Genomic DNA, 14,200 nt, shown 5'->3' on the forward strand with positions numbered 1-14,200 from the left:
TTACCCTTCCCCTCTTGCAAGTCTTTCTGCGTTTTCTGTTTCCGTTGCGCGAGCGGCCCGCGCCGTGTGCAGCGCGGTGGCGAGCCTTCTGCCCCAGGTCAGGATGCCGTCGGGCGTGGCCAGCTCGTCGTTGCGAACCTCGATCATGACGGAGTCGAGCCCATTGGCGTCGCCGTGCCGTTCAAGTGTCAGCGTGACGCCGTCGGCGCGCGAATAGGGCTCGTTCCAGCCCACGAGAAGGTCCGGGCTCTCCGCCTGCAGGGCATCCCGCACCGCCGCCGAGAAGCGTTCGTCGCTTCCGTGGATGATGCCCGCCGGCCAGGGCCGCGGCTTGCCGAAATAGACCGGCGTGAAGGAATGCACGCAAACGAGGATCGTTTCCTTGCCCTCGGCCTTGCGCTGGCGGACCGCAGCCGCCACCGCGTCATGATACGGCTGGTAGTAGTTGGCGATGCGGAACTGGCGTTCGGCCTCGTCCAGGTTCTCGTTCGCCGGGATGCGGATGAGCTCCGATTGCGTGGAGATCAGTCCCGGCGCGTCGAATGTCCGATTGCAGTCGATGATGAGACGCGACACGTTCGAATGAACAAGCGTCGCATCAAGGATGCCGCCCAGGACTAGGCTAAGCCCCAGTGCGCCCGGGTCCCAGGCGGCATGGCTGACACGCTCCCCCTCGCTCAACCCCAGCGTGCCATACCTGTCCGGAATACGGTTTGATGCGTGGTCGCAGACCAGCAGGAAAGGCGAGGCCCCGTAAGGGTTCACAACGCCGACGACGCTTTCTTCTGAAGCACTCACTCTCCCACCCTTTTCTCCCTCTCCATGATCATGTAATTCCAGAACCGCAAAAACTGTCAATACTGAAACATACGTTTCACATTGGGATGGGGCCGATGGCCGAGATGACCGTGGAGGAAAGGATCCACGAAGCGATCGAACAGCTGACGTCGGCGGAGCGGCGTGCCGCGCGCGGGCTGCTGGCGAACTATCCGATGCTCGGCCTTGCGCCGGTCGCCGAATTCGCCAAGCAGGCGGGCGCGAGCCCGGCCACCGTTCTACGTTTCATCGCCCGGCTCGGCTTCAGGTCCTATCCCGATTTCCAGCGCGCCCTGCGCGATGAATTGCAGGCGCGGACCCAGTCGCCGCTCCAGCGCAGCCGCAACAGGCCGCGACAGGAGAGCGGAAACTTTCTTACGGCTTTTGCCGCTCAGCTCGCGGCCAACATTTCGGCGACGGCGAGCCGTATCCCGCAGGCCGAGTTTGACTCCGCCTGCCGCCGCCTGGCCGACACCAGGCGTGCCTGCCATCTGGCCGGCGGCCGCTTCACCGATGCTCTGGCCGCCTACATGGAAGCGCATTTGCGTCTCGTGCGTCCGGGCGTGCGGCGTCTGGACGGCCGCATGGCGGCACGTGTCGACCAGCTGCTGGACGTGAAGGCGGGCGACACGGCGATACTGTTCGACATGCGCCGCTATGATCCCGAGATGCTGGATACCGTCAAGCTGATGCGCGACCGCCGCGCCTTCGTGGTGCTGATCACCGACGAATGGATCTCGCCCGCCGCCCGCTTTGCCAAGGTGGTTCTGCCGTGCCGCGTGTCGATCGACCGGACATGGGACGCGAATACGGCCATGTTCGCGCTGGTGGAGGCGCTGATCGCGCGCACGACGGAACTTGCCTGGCCTACGGCCTCTCAGCGCATCAGCGCCAACGAATAGCCACCGCGTTGCGGGCAGGCAGCCTTTGACGCGACCGCCAGTTTCGCGCTGTCGGCAGAACGGGGGCACATGCCGGGGGCGGAGCGTGCATCCGTTTCTGCAGACGCTTCAAGCTTAGAATGTTGGTGGCGTGCAGGCAGAGATGATGGCGCAGGTCTCCTTGCCGATGTTGCGGAAGCGGTGCGGCCGCGTAGAGGGAAACTGGTAGGCGTCGCCGGCACGAAGCACCTCCGTCCTGTCGTGCGGAGAGCGCGGTGCTGGGCGCCTTCTTCATCGTGCTGGTTCAGAATGGAATGAACATCGCCCAGATCGGATCATATCTGCAGATAATTCTGCTGGGCGGACTTCTTATCCTTGCCGTCATCATCGACCAGTTCCGCTACCGCGTGCTGGTGGGGCGCAGCTGCTGGAAATTGAAACTGCAGGAGGTCTGACATGTTGACTGCCGTAACTCATCCGACGCTTGCCAGCAGGCTGTTTGGCCTGAATGTCTCCCGCGCCGTAAGGCTGACGCTTGTGGTTGGAGGTTCGCTCGTCCTCTGGGCCTCTGCCAAGATCCAGGTGCCGCTCTATCCCGTGCCGATGACGATGCAGACCCTTGTTGTGCTGACCCTCGGCATGGCTTTCGGCTGGCGCCTGGCGGCGGCTGCGGTTGCCCTGTACCTTGCTCAAGGCGCCTTTGGACTTCCCGTGTTTGCCGGCACGCCGGAACGCGGCATTGGCCTTGCCTATGTGATGGGGCCGACGGGTGGCTATCTCCTGGGCTATCTGCCGGCGGCCGCCCTGTGTGGATGGTTGGCCGAACGGGGATGGGACCGCAGCATCATGAAGACCGCCTTTGCCATGCTCGCTGGCAACGTGGTCATCCATACGTTTGGACTGGCCTGGCTGGGTGCAGTGATCGGCTGGGACAAGCCGGTTCTCGCACTGGGCCTGTTTCCGTTCGCTCTCGGTGATCTGACGAAACTGGCCCTTGCCGCGCTGATACTGCCCTTGGCCTGGCAGCTGGTCGGTACGCGCCCAGAGCTGCGCCGGAAGTAGGCTTGCTCACCGCGCTGGGGTGAGGTCTGCGGGCCCTGTTGGTCCCCGACCGGATCATCTTCTGCCTTTATTGAGTCACAGGGCGTCAGGGAAACATCCCTGGCGCCCGCAATTTTGTTGCAGAGGGTCAATGGACGCCCTTTGGCGACCATCGATCGCTCTGCCAATGCCAGACGCCGGCGAATTGCCCCCTTTCTGCTCCCGGAATGAGCTCCATCGCAGATGCCACCCGTAATCGAGGAACGGGCGCCGGAGCGGTAACAAGACCTCGTACCCGGATGGCATCGTACCCGCATTGTCCTCACCGACGCCGCACGCTTGCGAGACTGCCAACCAACGCCGGCGCGCACGGCGCTCCATATGATCGGCTTATGGACCTCATTGGAATTCGTATTGGCGAAAATGAAAAAAAGCGAGCACGTTACACCTCAACAAGGGGTTGGTGGGAGGCGGCTGCCAGATCTCGTGGCCGTCATGGAGGAGGTGCAGCGATGGCGAAGACAGCTCTGGTTGTCGGGGGCTCTCGAGGAATTGGGTCGGCGGCTGTCGAGGCGCTGCGCGCTGTCGGCTGGCAGGTGGAGTTCACTTCGACGTCCGGCTCCGCAGGGTCGATTGCGGCGGATGTGCGCGATGCGGCCAGCGTGGGGCGGCCTTTGCAGAGGCCGAGCGGCGGCTTGGCGGGCTCGATTGCGTTGTCGTCAGCGCCGGCATCAATGTTCCGCCCGCTCCCCTCGCGAACTTCGATGACGCGAATTTCTGGGCTCTTGTCGAGACCAACATCGTGGGAGCTTACAACGCTCTGAAGGCCGCCGCGCAGAAGGTGCAGGACGGAGGCACCATAATTGTCCTCACCACGTCTCTCGTCAGGCATGCCGTCCCCGGCGTCGGACCCTATGCAGCCACCAAGGCAGCCGTCGAGACGATGGTCCGCTCCCTGGCCCGCGAGCTTGCGGGGAGGGGTGTGAGAGTCAACTGCGTTGCTCCCGGCCCGGTGGACACCGATCTTTTTCGGTCCGGCAAGGATGAGGCGGCGATCGCCCGGTCCGCCGCGATGTCACCCTTCAACCGCGTCGGCCGGCCGGAGGAGATCGGGAATGTGATCGCGTTCCTCGCCTCCGACAAGGCGAGCTGGATCAGCGGTCAGATCATTCAACCCAATGGTGGCCTCGTCTAGCAAGATGTTGAAGCTCCTCTATTCTCCTGCGTCACCCTTTGCGCGCAAGGTTCGTATGGCCGCGCTGGAGCGGCGTGTGCCGTTGCAGCTGGAATTGGTGCGTGTCAATCCGGTGAATCGGAGCGAGAGACTCGCAGAATTCAATCCTCTCGTGAAGATTCCCGTGCTCATCACGCCGGATGGGCCGATCCACGACAGCAGGGTGATCTGCAGATTTCTTGACCGCAGGGGAGAAGGACCGAGTCTCTACAGTTCAGAGACGGCGGATACCTGGGAAATACTTGTTCTTGAATCCCTGGCTGACGGTTTGATGGATGCTGCCGTCAACCTCCGTTACGAACTCAACGACAGGCCGGCGGAGCTCCGCTGGCAGCAATGGGTTGACGCCCAGAGGGCGCGTATCCACGCCGTTCTCCGCCACCTTTCGGGGCGCATTCCCCAGCTTGCAGCATCCCACCTGGGCACGCTCGCGACGGCGGCGGCCCTCGAGTACCTCGATTTCCGGCATCCAGACCTTGAATGGCGCGCCGCGTGGCCAGCACTATCGGACTGGGTGACGGATTTCGCGCAGACGGCGCTCATGCGGGAGACGAAATACCCGGCATCTGCGTGACTGTCACTTACCGAAACGACTGATACAGGAGCCAAAGGGAGGAGCAAATGGATATCGAACGCAAATCGGGCCTTTCCCGGCGTCAGGTGCTGAAGACCGGGGTGGGCGCTGGCACAATGCTGGCGGCCGGGATTGCCGCGCCGACCATTCTTCGGGCACAGGAAAAGCCGATCGTTCTTGGACACCTTGTGCCGCTTACGGGATTCCTCGGCACGCTGGGGCAATATGCGATCAACGGCCTGAAGCTGGCCGTTGACCAGATCAGTGCGGCGGGCGGGGTCAATGGTCGCAAGATCGAGATCATCGCCGAGGATTCCATCAATCCTGAAACGGCCTCGGCCAAGGCCCAGCGCATGATCGAGCGTGACAATGTCGATGTGCTGATCGGCGAGATCTCGTCCGCATCGGCGCTGGCGATCGCCGAGGTGGCCACCCGCAACAGGAAACTGTTCATCGCCACGGGCCCGCGCTCGGACGTGCTGAGAGCGGAACGCTGCAGCCGCTACATGTTCTGCACGGACATTCCGAACGCGGTTATGGTCAACGCCGTCGGCACGGCGCTGAAGCAGCAGGGCATGGTGGACGGCAAGAGGTTCTTTACCATCACGTCCGACTACGTCTTTGGGCATGACCTGCTCAAGGCTGCCAAGGCCTTCTTCGCCGCCAACAATGCCGAGCTCATCGGCGACGAGCTGGTGCCCACCGAGGCAACCGATTTTTCGGCCAACATTCTGAAGATCCGCCAGGCACAGCCGGACATCGTGTGCCTCAATCTTGGCGGCAACCAGGTTACCAATTTCCTGAAGCAGTACGCCGAGTTCGGCCTGTCCATCCCGACCGTGGGCTTCAACCTGAACACTGCGGACGCATGGGCTGCCGGGATGGGCAACTTCGGCGGTGTCTGGCCCACGGTGTGGTTTGATACGATCGATACGTCCGGCACTCAGCAGTTCGTGGCCGACTACAAGGCGGCCTACAGCGGGGAGGTACCGGAGAACCACGCCTGGATCGAGTACATTGCAGGCAAGATCCTCGCGCAGGCTTTCGAGGCTGTCGGCGGAACCGACAACGAGGCGATCATCGACTACTTCGAGTCCGAAGTCGAGTTCGACATCCTCAAGAACCGGCCGGCCTACTTCCGCAAGTTCGATCACCAGCTGATCCAGGAAGCCTATTCCTTCTCGGTGAAGTCCGAAGGCACCTACACCAGCGTCTATGACATGTTGGAGCTCGGCGAGGTGGTGCCGGCTCCGGATGTGGCCCTGGAGTCGATCTATCCGGCGGATACCGGCGCCTGCAAGCTGTAACGGTCGATGGTCAAACGGCCCTGCGAAAGGTGGCTTCCGCAGGGCCCGCTACCGGGATGAGCTCATGCAACTCTTTTTCCTGTTCGAGCAGATCGTCAACGGGCTTGTGCTCGCGGGCTACTACCTGCTGATCGCCCTCGGGCTGTCCATGATCTTTTCTGTGGGCGGGATCGTGAACCTGGCGCATGGAGGGTTTTACGCTCTCGGCGCCTATCTGGCCGTCACACTGACGCCGAAGCTGGGCTTCGTTCCGGCCGTCGTTGCGTCTCCCCTTCTTATCGCCCTTCTGGGTATTCTTTTCGAGCGGTTCATCCTGCAGCGGTTCTACCGGGAGGATCCGATCCTCAGCCTGCTGGTCACCTTCGGGCTCGCCATGGTGGCCGAACAGGCGATCCGCATGATCTGGGGAGCCTCGCCGCTGTCGCAGGTGCTGCCATCCTTCCTTAAGGGTGGCGTGGAGATCGGACCGCTGCTCTTTTCGAAATACCGGCTGATCATGCTGGGTGTGGTGATTGCACTTCTCGCGTCAATCTGGCTGCTGCTCAACCGCACCTCCTTCGGCCGCGTCATCAGGGCAGGCATACAGAATCCGGACATGGTGGGTGCGCTGGGCATCCGGCTGCAACCCTACATGACGACGGTGGTGATGATTGGTGTCGGCCTCGCTGCCGTGGGCGGCGCGCTTTTCTCGCCGATCACGACGGTCCATCCCGCGATGGGATCGGAGATCCTGACGATCGCATTCATCGTCGTCATCATCGGCGGGCTGGGCTCATTCTGGGGAGTTGTGCTGTCCGCAATTCTGGTGGGCGTGGTCCGTTCCGTCACCGTTCAGTACGTCCCCGCCGCTGCCGACGCCTCCATGTACATTCTGATGTTCCTTGTCCTGCTGCTCCGTCCGCGCGGGCTCCTCGGCGAGCGCATGGTGAAATTCGAAAGCTGAAGAAGCTATGAGTTCCAAGACCCGTACACTTCTGACCGGCGCGATCGTTCTGTGCCTGCTGCCCTTCGTTTTTCAGGCGATCGGGCTGACGGCAACCACAGCGACGATGGTCGTGATCCTGTGTATCGCCACCCTCGGCCTGAATGTCCTGATGGGCTACACGGGGCTGATCAGCTTCGGCCATGCCGCCTGGTTTGGCATGGGCGGATATGCGGCGGCGTTGCTGCAAAAGAACTTCCTGCCCGATCAGCTCATCCTTCCGGTGATCGGCTCCATGATCATCATTGCCGCGATGTCGGCCATCGTGGGCTGGTTCATCCTGCGCCGGCGCGGGGTCTATTTCGCGCTCCTCACTCTGGCTTTCACTGCGCTCGTCTACACCGTCTCCTATCGCTGGACGGCGCTCACCGGCGGCGAGGACGGGCTCGGCGGGTTTACGCGCGGCTTCATCGGCCCAATCGATCTTGCGAACAATTTCACATATTATGCAGTTGTTGCCGTCATTGGCTTTGGCGTGCTCTATGCGCTTCTGCGCCTCGTTCACTCACCCTTCGGAACGGTGCTTGTCGCCATCCGCGAGAACCAGCTGAGGGCCGAATTCCAGGGCTACGATGTCCAGCGCTACAAGCTCATCGCCTTTGTGATTTCAGCGACCGTGACGGGTCTGGCGGGCGCGTTATCCGGTTTCCTTCATTATATCGTCACCGCCGAGAGCACCTCGATCGAGTTTTCCGGAGAACTCATGGCCATGGTGGTCATCGGCGGAATGCATGCGCATATCCTCGGCCCGGGAGTCGGCGTTCTCTTCTACATCCTGTTCCGGGAGCTCTTCTCCATCACGACGAGCAACTGGATGTTCTGGTTCGGACTGATCTTCATCGCCTTCGTCATGTATCTGCCGGGGGTATCGTCGGCATCGGCGAGAAGATCTGGCGCCGGTTCCGGCCGCTTCCGGAGGAAAGCGCCGCCATGAGCCGCCGCAAGATCTACGAGGGCCTGGAGCTGCCGGAACCCCTTCGACCGCAGCCCGCTGCCGGCGATGTGCTGGTGGTCGACAAGGTGTCCATCAGCTTCGGCGGTATAAAGGCTGTCCAGGAGGCTTCGCTCTCGGTCAAGTCCGGCCAGATCCATGTCCTGATTGGTCCCAACGGTGCAGGCAAGACCACACTGTTCAACCTCATTTCCGGTCTCTACACGCCCGCGACGGGACGTGTGCAGCTGCTTGGACGTGACATTGCCGGGCTGCCGCCGCAGGAGATCTGTCATGCGGGGCTTTCCCGTTCGTTCCAGATCACGTCTCTCTTCAATAACCTAACCATCGAGGAGAACCTGCGTCTTGCGTTCCAGGCGAAGGACTCTCGCCGCTACGCCGTCTGGCGCGACGCGCGGTCGCTGCAGTACGTCAATCGCGAGACTGCCGAGCTCATCCGCTTCTTGGGACTGGAAGGCATCGAGAACGTGAAGTGCAGCGACCTGTCCTACGGTGGCCAGCGGCTGGTGGACCTTGGCATTGCGCTAGCCTCCAAGCCCAGGGTCATCCTGCTGGACGAACCGCTCGCCGGCCTTGCCCAGGCCGAGCGCGAGCGTGTCGTCCGCCTCATCACCACCATGTCCCGTTACGTTCCGGTGCTCATCGTGGAGCATGACATCGACCGCGTGCTTTCGTTCGGCCATGAGGTCACCGTCATGAACGAAGGCAATGTCTTGGTGCATGGATCGCCCGAAGTCGTCCGCAACAACAGGAAGGTTCAGGAGATCTACACGGGTACCGGAACCCCGCCTGTTGTTGGGCGGCGGGACAGCGCCGCGAAGGTCGGCGATATCGTCCTGCAGGCCGAAAACATTCACACCTATTACGGCAAGAGCCACATCCTCAATGGCGCCAGCATCACTGTTCGGCAAGGTGAGATTGTGGCCCTGCTCGGCAGGAATGGCGCCGGAAAATCCACCTTCCTCAAGACCATCGCTGGCATCGTGAAGGCCGCCGACGGAAAACTCGTTCTGCGCGGCCTTGATGTGACAGGTTATCCCGCCTGGCAGATGGCCAGGGCCGGCATCGGCTATGTCCCGCAAGGCCGCGGTGTATTCGCGGGCATGACCGTGCGGGACAATCTTGCGCTCGGGCGCCTGGCGCGGGCGACCGATGGATCAACCGGCACGGTCTGGAGCGAAGAGAGGATCTTCGAGTTCTTTCCGCGGCTCAAGGAGCGCATCAACAGCCACGCGGATTACCTGTCCGGAGGTGAACAGCAGATGCTGGCCGTGGCGCGGGCGCTTTCGGGCAATGTGAGCCTGCTGCTGCTCGACGAGCCGTTCGAGGGGCTCGCACCCGCCGTCGTCGAGGATCTTTTCAGGGTGTTCGACCGTCTGCGCCAGGAAGTGCCCATCATCATCGTGGAGCACAATCTGGACCTGGTGCTGGCGCTTGCCGATCAGGTGTTTGCACTCGAGAACGGGAGGGTGTTCCATAGCGGCCCGGCCCAGCCCCTCTGCGAGGACATGGAATACCGCAAGAAGATCCTCTGGCTTTGAACTCCGGTGATCGAAAGGAGGCGTGGCAATTGTCCAGGGGAGAGAAGCCGGAATATACTTGTTAATTGGTCGTCTGGCGGGCAAGCGCGTCCTCGCTGACTCGGGAGGGGAGCACCACGCGAATGGATGTCAAGCAACTCAAGTACTTCGTCGCGATCGTCGACTGTGGAGGCTTTTCCCAGGCCTCCCGCCAGCTCAACGTTGCCCAGCCGGCGCTCAGCCAGCAGATCGCACGTCTGGAGTATGAGGTTGGTGCTCCGCTGTTCACGCGGTCGAGCCGTGGCGTCACCCCCACGGCAAAAGGCATAACCCTGCACCGCCAGGCGAAGTTCATCCTGAGGCAGATCGAGCAGGCCCTAGTCATAACGCGCGAGGCGGAAACGCAGATCGCCGGCCGCGTCACGCTGGGCCTGCCTCCCACCACCTCGGCGCAGATCGGCGTGCAGCTCGTGCAGAGACTAAACCGGCGCTATCCCGGCATCGTTCTCAACCTGATCGAGGGGCTCAGCGGAAACCTTCGGAATCTGGCTCTGGCCGGCGATCTGGACCTGACCGTCCTTTTCACGCCATCGGCTGTCGAGAACTGGGAAGATACGCCCTTCCTGCGCGAGGAACTTTTTCTGGTCTACCCGCGCGAGCACAAGCTGTTTCCCGACGACGTCACCTCCGTGACCATTTCTGATCTGCTCGACATTCCGCTCATTCTGCCCAGCCCCCAGCATGGACTGAGGCGGAGGGTCGATCTCGAATACGAGCGCCTGAATTTGACGTGCAATCCGGTGGCGGAGATCGACAGCCTGTCGATCCTCATGCAATGCCTTCTGAGGGGCATGGGCGCCACGGTGAAGCCCATGGCTGCGATCAACGTGCATGGTCCCGCACAGGCGTCGCAGTGGCGCTGCCTTCCCTTCCGGGGGGCGTCAATGACCAGGCTCAACTATCTCTATTCTCCGCCTCGCGAGACGCTGGCTCCGGCCGTCGCTGCGGTTCGGGAGGAGCTTCTTGGCCTAGTCCATGAGGAAGTGACATCTCGCCGGTGGCTTGGCGTGGAATGGATCGGTGAACTGGAAAAGCCTGCGCGCCCCATGCACAAGGCGAGGGCCGTATCCGGGGTCTGACATAGGGAGGTGGCCGAGGCCATTCGGCCGGAAACGGGCATCGACTTGCTCGGGGCCACGTCACGCCGGAAGGCCGATGGGGACCCGGGCCCCTGAGGGCCCAGCGGCTGCAGGCGACGGCTTCAGCCAGATCCAGACAGGAAAGCATCACTCGGTCTTGGCCGCGATGACCTCACGGATGCTCATCAGGATTTGCTCTTTCAGCCGGCCGAATTCGGCACTGGCCAGATCATGATAGGTTCGGGGCCGCGGTAGGGCGGATCGGAGCTCTGTCATGATGCGACCCGGCCGTGTCGTCATGACGCCGATGCGATCGGCCACGAAAATGGCTTCATCGACATCATGGGTGATGAAGAGGATCGTTGGCCTGAATTCGGTCCATACGTCCAGAAGAAGCTCCTGCATGGAAAGCCGCGTCTGGGCGTCAAGGGCACCGAAGGGCTCGTCCATGAGAATGACGCTCGGGCCGTTGGCCAGTACCCGCGCCAGAGCCACACGCTGGCGCATTCCACCTGAGAGCTCGCGCGGATAGTGTTTCTCAAAACCCGCAAGCCCGACAGCGCGAAGGAAATACTGGGCTTTTTCGGCCGAGTCCGGAATCTTGCGCACATCCAGTCCGAAGCGGACATTGTCCATCGCCGTCAGCCAGGGGAACAGCCCATGCTCCTGAAACACCACGCCCCGGTCAGGCCCCGGGCGGGAAACAGGTTGCCCGTCGACCGTCACGCTGCCCCCGGTCGGATGATCAAACCCGGCAACCAGATTCAGGATCGTTGACTTGCCGCAGCCGCTGGGCCCGACCAGGGCATAGATCTCGCCTGGGGCGATTTCGAGATTCACGTCAGACAGGGCGGTGAGAGGACCGCTTGTCTTGCGGTGAAACTGTTTGGAAACATTCCTGAGAACGACTGATGTGTTTCCCACGACTTATGCCCTCCACCGCAGCAGATATCTTTCCCCCAGGCCCGTCAGAACGTTCATCGCGATGCCGATAAGCCCGATGGCCACCATGCAGGATATGATCGTGGCCGGTTCCCAGAGTTGCTGGGCGTGGATCATCATGTAGCCGAGGCCGGAGCGGACGGCGAGAAGCTCGGCCAGAATCACCACCCACCAGCCGATCGCCAGCGCTTGGCGCAGGCCCGTGATGATGTCGGGGAGGGCGGACGGAAGGACGACGCGCGTCAGGATCTGCATCGGCCCCGCGCCCAGCATGCCTGCAGCCCGAAGGTGAATGGGCTCCACGGCCTGCACGCCATCGCGTGCGTTGAGGACGATGGGATAGAGGCAGCCGAGGAAGATCAGTGCGATAGCGGGAATTTCTCCGATGCCGAACAGCATGATCGACAGCGGAACCCAGGCAGCGATGGGTATGGGACGCAGGAAATCGAAGGTCGGTCCCAGGATGGCCTGAGCGGTCTGGAAGCGGCCGATGACGATGCCCAGGGGGATGCCCACGACGGCAGCCAGGGACAGGCCGAAGAAAACTCGACCTATACTGCTCAAAGCATTTCTAAGCAATTCTCCGGACAGGACAAGTTCAACGAATCTTGCCAAAGTCTGTCCTGGCCACGGCATGAATTGACGAAGGTATGGACTACCGAAATTCAGCGCCCAATACCAGAGGATTACTAGGATCGCTAGCGGTACCAGGGAGAGCAGTAATCGGTATACAATCTTCAGCATCCAGCCGACCCCTCCGGAAGTTTGAACTTGATTTGTACGAATATTCAGTCAATAACCCGTAGGGGTTGCACATGCTATGCATGCCGATAGGAGATTTCCATGCTGAGAAGCCCTATTCCCAAGTACTTTCAGATCCAGGAGTTGCTGAGGGCCCGCATAGCCGACGGTACCTACGCTGTTGGCCAGCAGCTGCCGCCGGAGAATGTTCTGGCGGCCGAGCTGAAAGTGAGCCGCCAGTCGGTGCGGACTGCGCTGCTGGCGCTGGTGAACGAGGGCATCATCACGCGTACCGCCGGCCGCGGCACGTTCGTCACTGAGCCGCCGGACAAGCGTGAAGGATGGACCATCCGGACGCTGGAGGATGTCCTCGCCACGCCTGTCGAAGGCACCCGACGCGTGATCAGCGTCACGACGACCACCGGCAAGGTGCATTCCGCGGCCGCCCGGCAGCTCGCGCTGGCGTTGAACGAGAAGATCACCCTCATCACCACGGCACGGGAGAACGGCCGCGGGCCGTACGGATTCTCCTACATCTTCGTGCCTCACCGCTTCGGCAGCCGGCTCAGCATCGACGAGCTGTCCTCGCAGCCTGTCATTCGCCTTATCGAGAAGGAATGTTTGCATCGTGCAGCCCGTGCGACACAGATAACCCTAGCGGTGGCGGTAGAGCGGGAGATCGCCAAGAATCTTGGCGTTGAAACGGGGGAACCTGTTCTGCTCGTCCAAAGAACATATTTTACGAATGATGGTCTCGCTATTGAATATGCCGAGAACTACTACCGTTCAGACCGCTATCATCACGTAATGGAGCTTCTTCGTTCTTCTCCGGAGGAAGATGATGAAGGGTAAATCCTTCACAATCTCATGGAAATAGGGTTCTCCTAAGCGTTTCCTTTGGCTGGAGATTGCTCGTCTCCCATTCTGCAACTTGCGGCCATTTCCGCTGAAAAATCGGGACTGCCTCGGTTCGACCTGGCCGAGAAGCGAGAGCAGTCCCCGTCCTGACCCGGCGCTTACTCGCTGGCCGCCTCGAGATATTGGGTCGTGATCAGCGTTGAAATGTCTGGCTCGCTCTTGATCTGATTAAGCTTCATCTGCCAGTCGATGAGGGCGCGGACCTGGGTCGGATTGATCTGATAGTCCATCGAAATGTTCTGCAGGGCGAGCTTCACGACGTCTTCATCACGCTTGAAGATCTCCTTGGCCTGCTCCAGCACCGTGTCGGGATTGGCCTTGAGATGGTCCGCGGCCTCGACAAACGCCGTCACCAGCGCCTGAACCGCCGGTTCCGAGTTCTCGATGAAGTCTCGTGTAGTGGTCACATTGGCGTTGATGCCGCCCATGTCCGTGTCGTTGGGATGCTTGACCAGTACGCCGAAACCTGAGGTCAGGGCGACGGAAGACGCAGGCTCATCGCTCACCATGACGTCAATGTCGCCGCGGGCGAGTGCAAGGGACATGTCCGAGAGGTTCATCTGGACGATGTCGACGTACTCCTTCGCGATGGCCGCACGCTCGAGCTGGCTCAGGAGGTGGATCTCGTTCATCGAGCCAATCGTGATGGCCACCGTCTTTCCCTTGAGATCCTCGACGGATTTAATACCGGTGTCCTTTCCGGCTATGATGGCGTATCCGTTGGAGAACGAATTCGCGATGACGACGGCAGGGAAGCCATCAGCAGCGAGCTTGATTGAAGCGGCCCAGCCCAGCATTGCCGCATCCAGACTGCCCTGAGCCAGAGCTGTGGCGCGCTGGCTGGACGATGCAAAGTCGATCACCTCGATGTTCCAGCCGTGCGCCTTTGCGATCTCCCCGATCGAATAGGCAGGCAGGAAGCCGACGGTCCAGTTGCTTCCAAGCTTGATGGGATTTTCTGGCGAGCCCTTTTCTCCGGCGTCTGGAGGCGTGGGCCATGCCGCGTCCTGAGCTGCCGCCCTCATCGGTCCCGCGAGGATGCCCAGAGCGGCGATTGAACACAGGACACTCCTCCGGCTTATACGCATTTTTGCTGCTCCTCCCGTGCGTTCAACATGATTGAGGAAAGCATCATGAAAAGGTCTTGTCAAAC

General features: G+C 61.4%; 15 protein-coding genes and 1 pseudogene. 11 read left to right on the plus strand and 5 right to left on the minus strand.

Annotated features, from left to right (window positions below; all coding sequences use genetic code 11):
- Positions 1 to 798 carry an N-formylglutamate amidohydrolase gene (locus ABD906_RS12475; protein ID WP_345099734.1) on the minus strand — a complete coding sequence of 266 codons (798 nt, stop codon included), beginning with the start codon at positions 796 to 798 and terminating at the stop codon, positions 1 to 3.
- Between the two features lie 95 nt (positions 799 to 893).
- Here ABD906_RS12475 and ABD906_RS12480 point away from each other — a divergent pair, with 95 nt between their 5' ends.
- On the plus strand, positions 894 to 1,718 hold the full coding sequence (locus tag ABD906_RS12480; RefSeq protein ID WP_345099735.1) for a MurR/RpiR family transcriptional regulator: 825 nt from the start codon (positions 894 to 896) through the stop codon (positions 1,716 to 1,718).
- 114 nt (positions 1,719 to 1,832) lie between these two features.
- Here ABD906_RS12480 and ABD906_RS12485 read toward each other — a convergent pair.
- A pseudogene (locus ABD906_RS12485) lies at positions 1,833 to 1,958 on the minus strand (cupin domain-containing protein); the annotation flags it as partial.
- Between the two features lie 14 nt (positions 1,959 to 1,972).
- Between ABD906_RS12485 and ABD906_RS12490 the strand changes: the two are divergent.
- The 9 genes from ABD906_RS12490 (at position 1,973) to ABD906_RS12530 (ending at position 10,446) form a co-directional block, all read left to right on the plus strand.
- A complete protein-coding gene (locus ABD906_RS12490) occupies positions 1,973 to 2,152 on the plus strand; it encodes a hypothetical protein (protein WP_378188681.1) in 180 nt (59 codons plus the stop codon).
- A gap of 1 nt (position 2,153) precedes the next feature.
- Positions 2,154 to 2,759, plus strand: a complete 606-nt coding sequence (locus ABD906_RS12495; protein WP_345099736.1) for a biotin transporter BioY — start codon at positions 2,154 to 2,156, stop codon at positions 2,757 to 2,759.
- A 442-nt stretch (positions 2,760 to 3,201) separates the two neighbouring features.
- Positions 3,202 to 3,933, plus strand: a complete 732-nt coding sequence (locus ABD906_RS12500; protein ID WP_345099737.1) for an SDR family oxidoreductase — start codon at positions 3,202 to 3,204, stop codon at positions 3,931 to 3,933.
- Positions 3,934 to 3,937: 4 nt separating this feature from the next.
- On the plus strand, positions 3,938 to 4,546 hold the full coding sequence (locus ABD906_RS12505) for a glutathione S-transferase (protein WP_345099739.1): 609 nt from the start codon (positions 3,938 to 3,940) through the stop codon (positions 4,544 to 4,546).
- A gap of 47 nt (positions 4,547 to 4,593) precedes the next feature.
- Complete coding sequence (locus ABD906_RS12510; protein ID WP_345099740.1) at positions 4,594 to 5,853, plus strand: ABC transporter substrate-binding protein; 1,260 nt, start codon at positions 4,594 to 4,596, stop codon at positions 5,851 to 5,853.
- 64 nt (positions 5,854 to 5,917) lie between these two features.
- Complete coding sequence (locus tag ABD906_RS12515; RefSeq protein WP_345099742.1) at positions 5,918 to 6,796, plus strand: branched-chain amino acid ABC transporter permease; 879 nt, start codon at positions 5,918 to 5,920, stop codon at positions 6,794 to 6,796.
- A 7-nt stretch (positions 6,797 to 6,803) separates the two neighbouring features.
- Complete coding sequence (locus ABD906_RS12520; RefSeq protein WP_345099744.1) at positions 6,804 to 7,769, plus strand: branched-chain amino acid ABC transporter permease; 966 nt, start codon at positions 6,804 to 6,806, stop codon at positions 7,767 to 7,769.
- On the plus strand, positions 7,766 to 9,328 hold the full coding sequence (locus ABD906_RS12525) for an ATP-binding cassette domain-containing protein (protein WP_345099745.1): 1,563 nt from the start codon (positions 7,766 to 7,768) through the stop codon (positions 9,326 to 9,328). The genes ABD906_RS12520 and ABD906_RS12525 overlap by 4 nt, the downstream gene beginning before the upstream one ends.
- Positions 9,329 to 9,450: 122 nt before the next feature.
- The gene (locus ABD906_RS12530) at positions 9,451 to 10,446 is read left to right on the plus strand and encodes a LysR substrate-binding domain-containing protein (RefSeq protein WP_345099746.1); all 996 of its coding nucleotides are present in this window, start codon (positions 9,451 to 9,453) and stop codon (positions 10,444 to 10,446) included.
- A 147-nt stretch (positions 10,447 to 10,593) separates the two neighbouring features.
- On the opposite strand, the gene ABD906_RS12535 is transcribed toward ABD906_RS12530, so the two are convergent.
- A complete protein-coding gene (locus ABD906_RS12535) occupies positions 10,594 to 11,370 on the minus strand; it encodes an ABC transporter ATP-binding protein (RefSeq protein ID WP_345099747.1) in 777 nt (258 codons plus the stop codon).
- A gap of 3 nt (positions 11,371 to 11,373) precedes the next feature.
- Positions 11,374 to 11,952, minus strand: coding sequence for an ABC transporter permease (locus ABD906_RS12540; RefSeq protein WP_345099748.1), 579 nt, complete (start codon positions 11,950 to 11,952; stop codon positions 11,374 to 11,376).
- Positions 11,953 to 12,231: 279 nt separating this feature from the next.
- Between ABD906_RS12540 and ABD906_RS12545 the strand changes: the two genes are divergently transcribed.
- Positions 12,232 to 12,981: a GntR family transcriptional regulator gene (locus ABD906_RS12545; RefSeq protein ID WP_345099749.1), complete on the plus strand. Its 750-nt coding sequence runs from the start codon at positions 12,232 to 12,234 to the stop codon at positions 12,979 to 12,981.
- A 164-nt stretch (positions 12,982 to 13,145) separates the two neighbouring features.
- Here the strand turns inward: ABD906_RS12545 and ABD906_RS12550 are convergent, their stop codons facing one another.
- Positions 13,146 to 14,135, minus strand: coding sequence for an ABC transporter substrate-binding protein (locus ABD906_RS12550; RefSeq protein ID WP_345099750.1), 990 nt, complete (start codon positions 14,133 to 14,135; stop codon positions 13,146 to 13,148).
- Between the last annotated feature and the right edge of the window lie 65 nt (positions 14,136 to 14,200).

Origin of the sequence: Chelativorans composti (assembly GCF_039541695.1) — a bacterium.
GTDB classification, from domain to species: Bacteria; Pseudomonadota; Alphaproteobacteria; order Rhizobiales; family Rhizobiaceae; genus Chelativorans; species Chelativorans composti.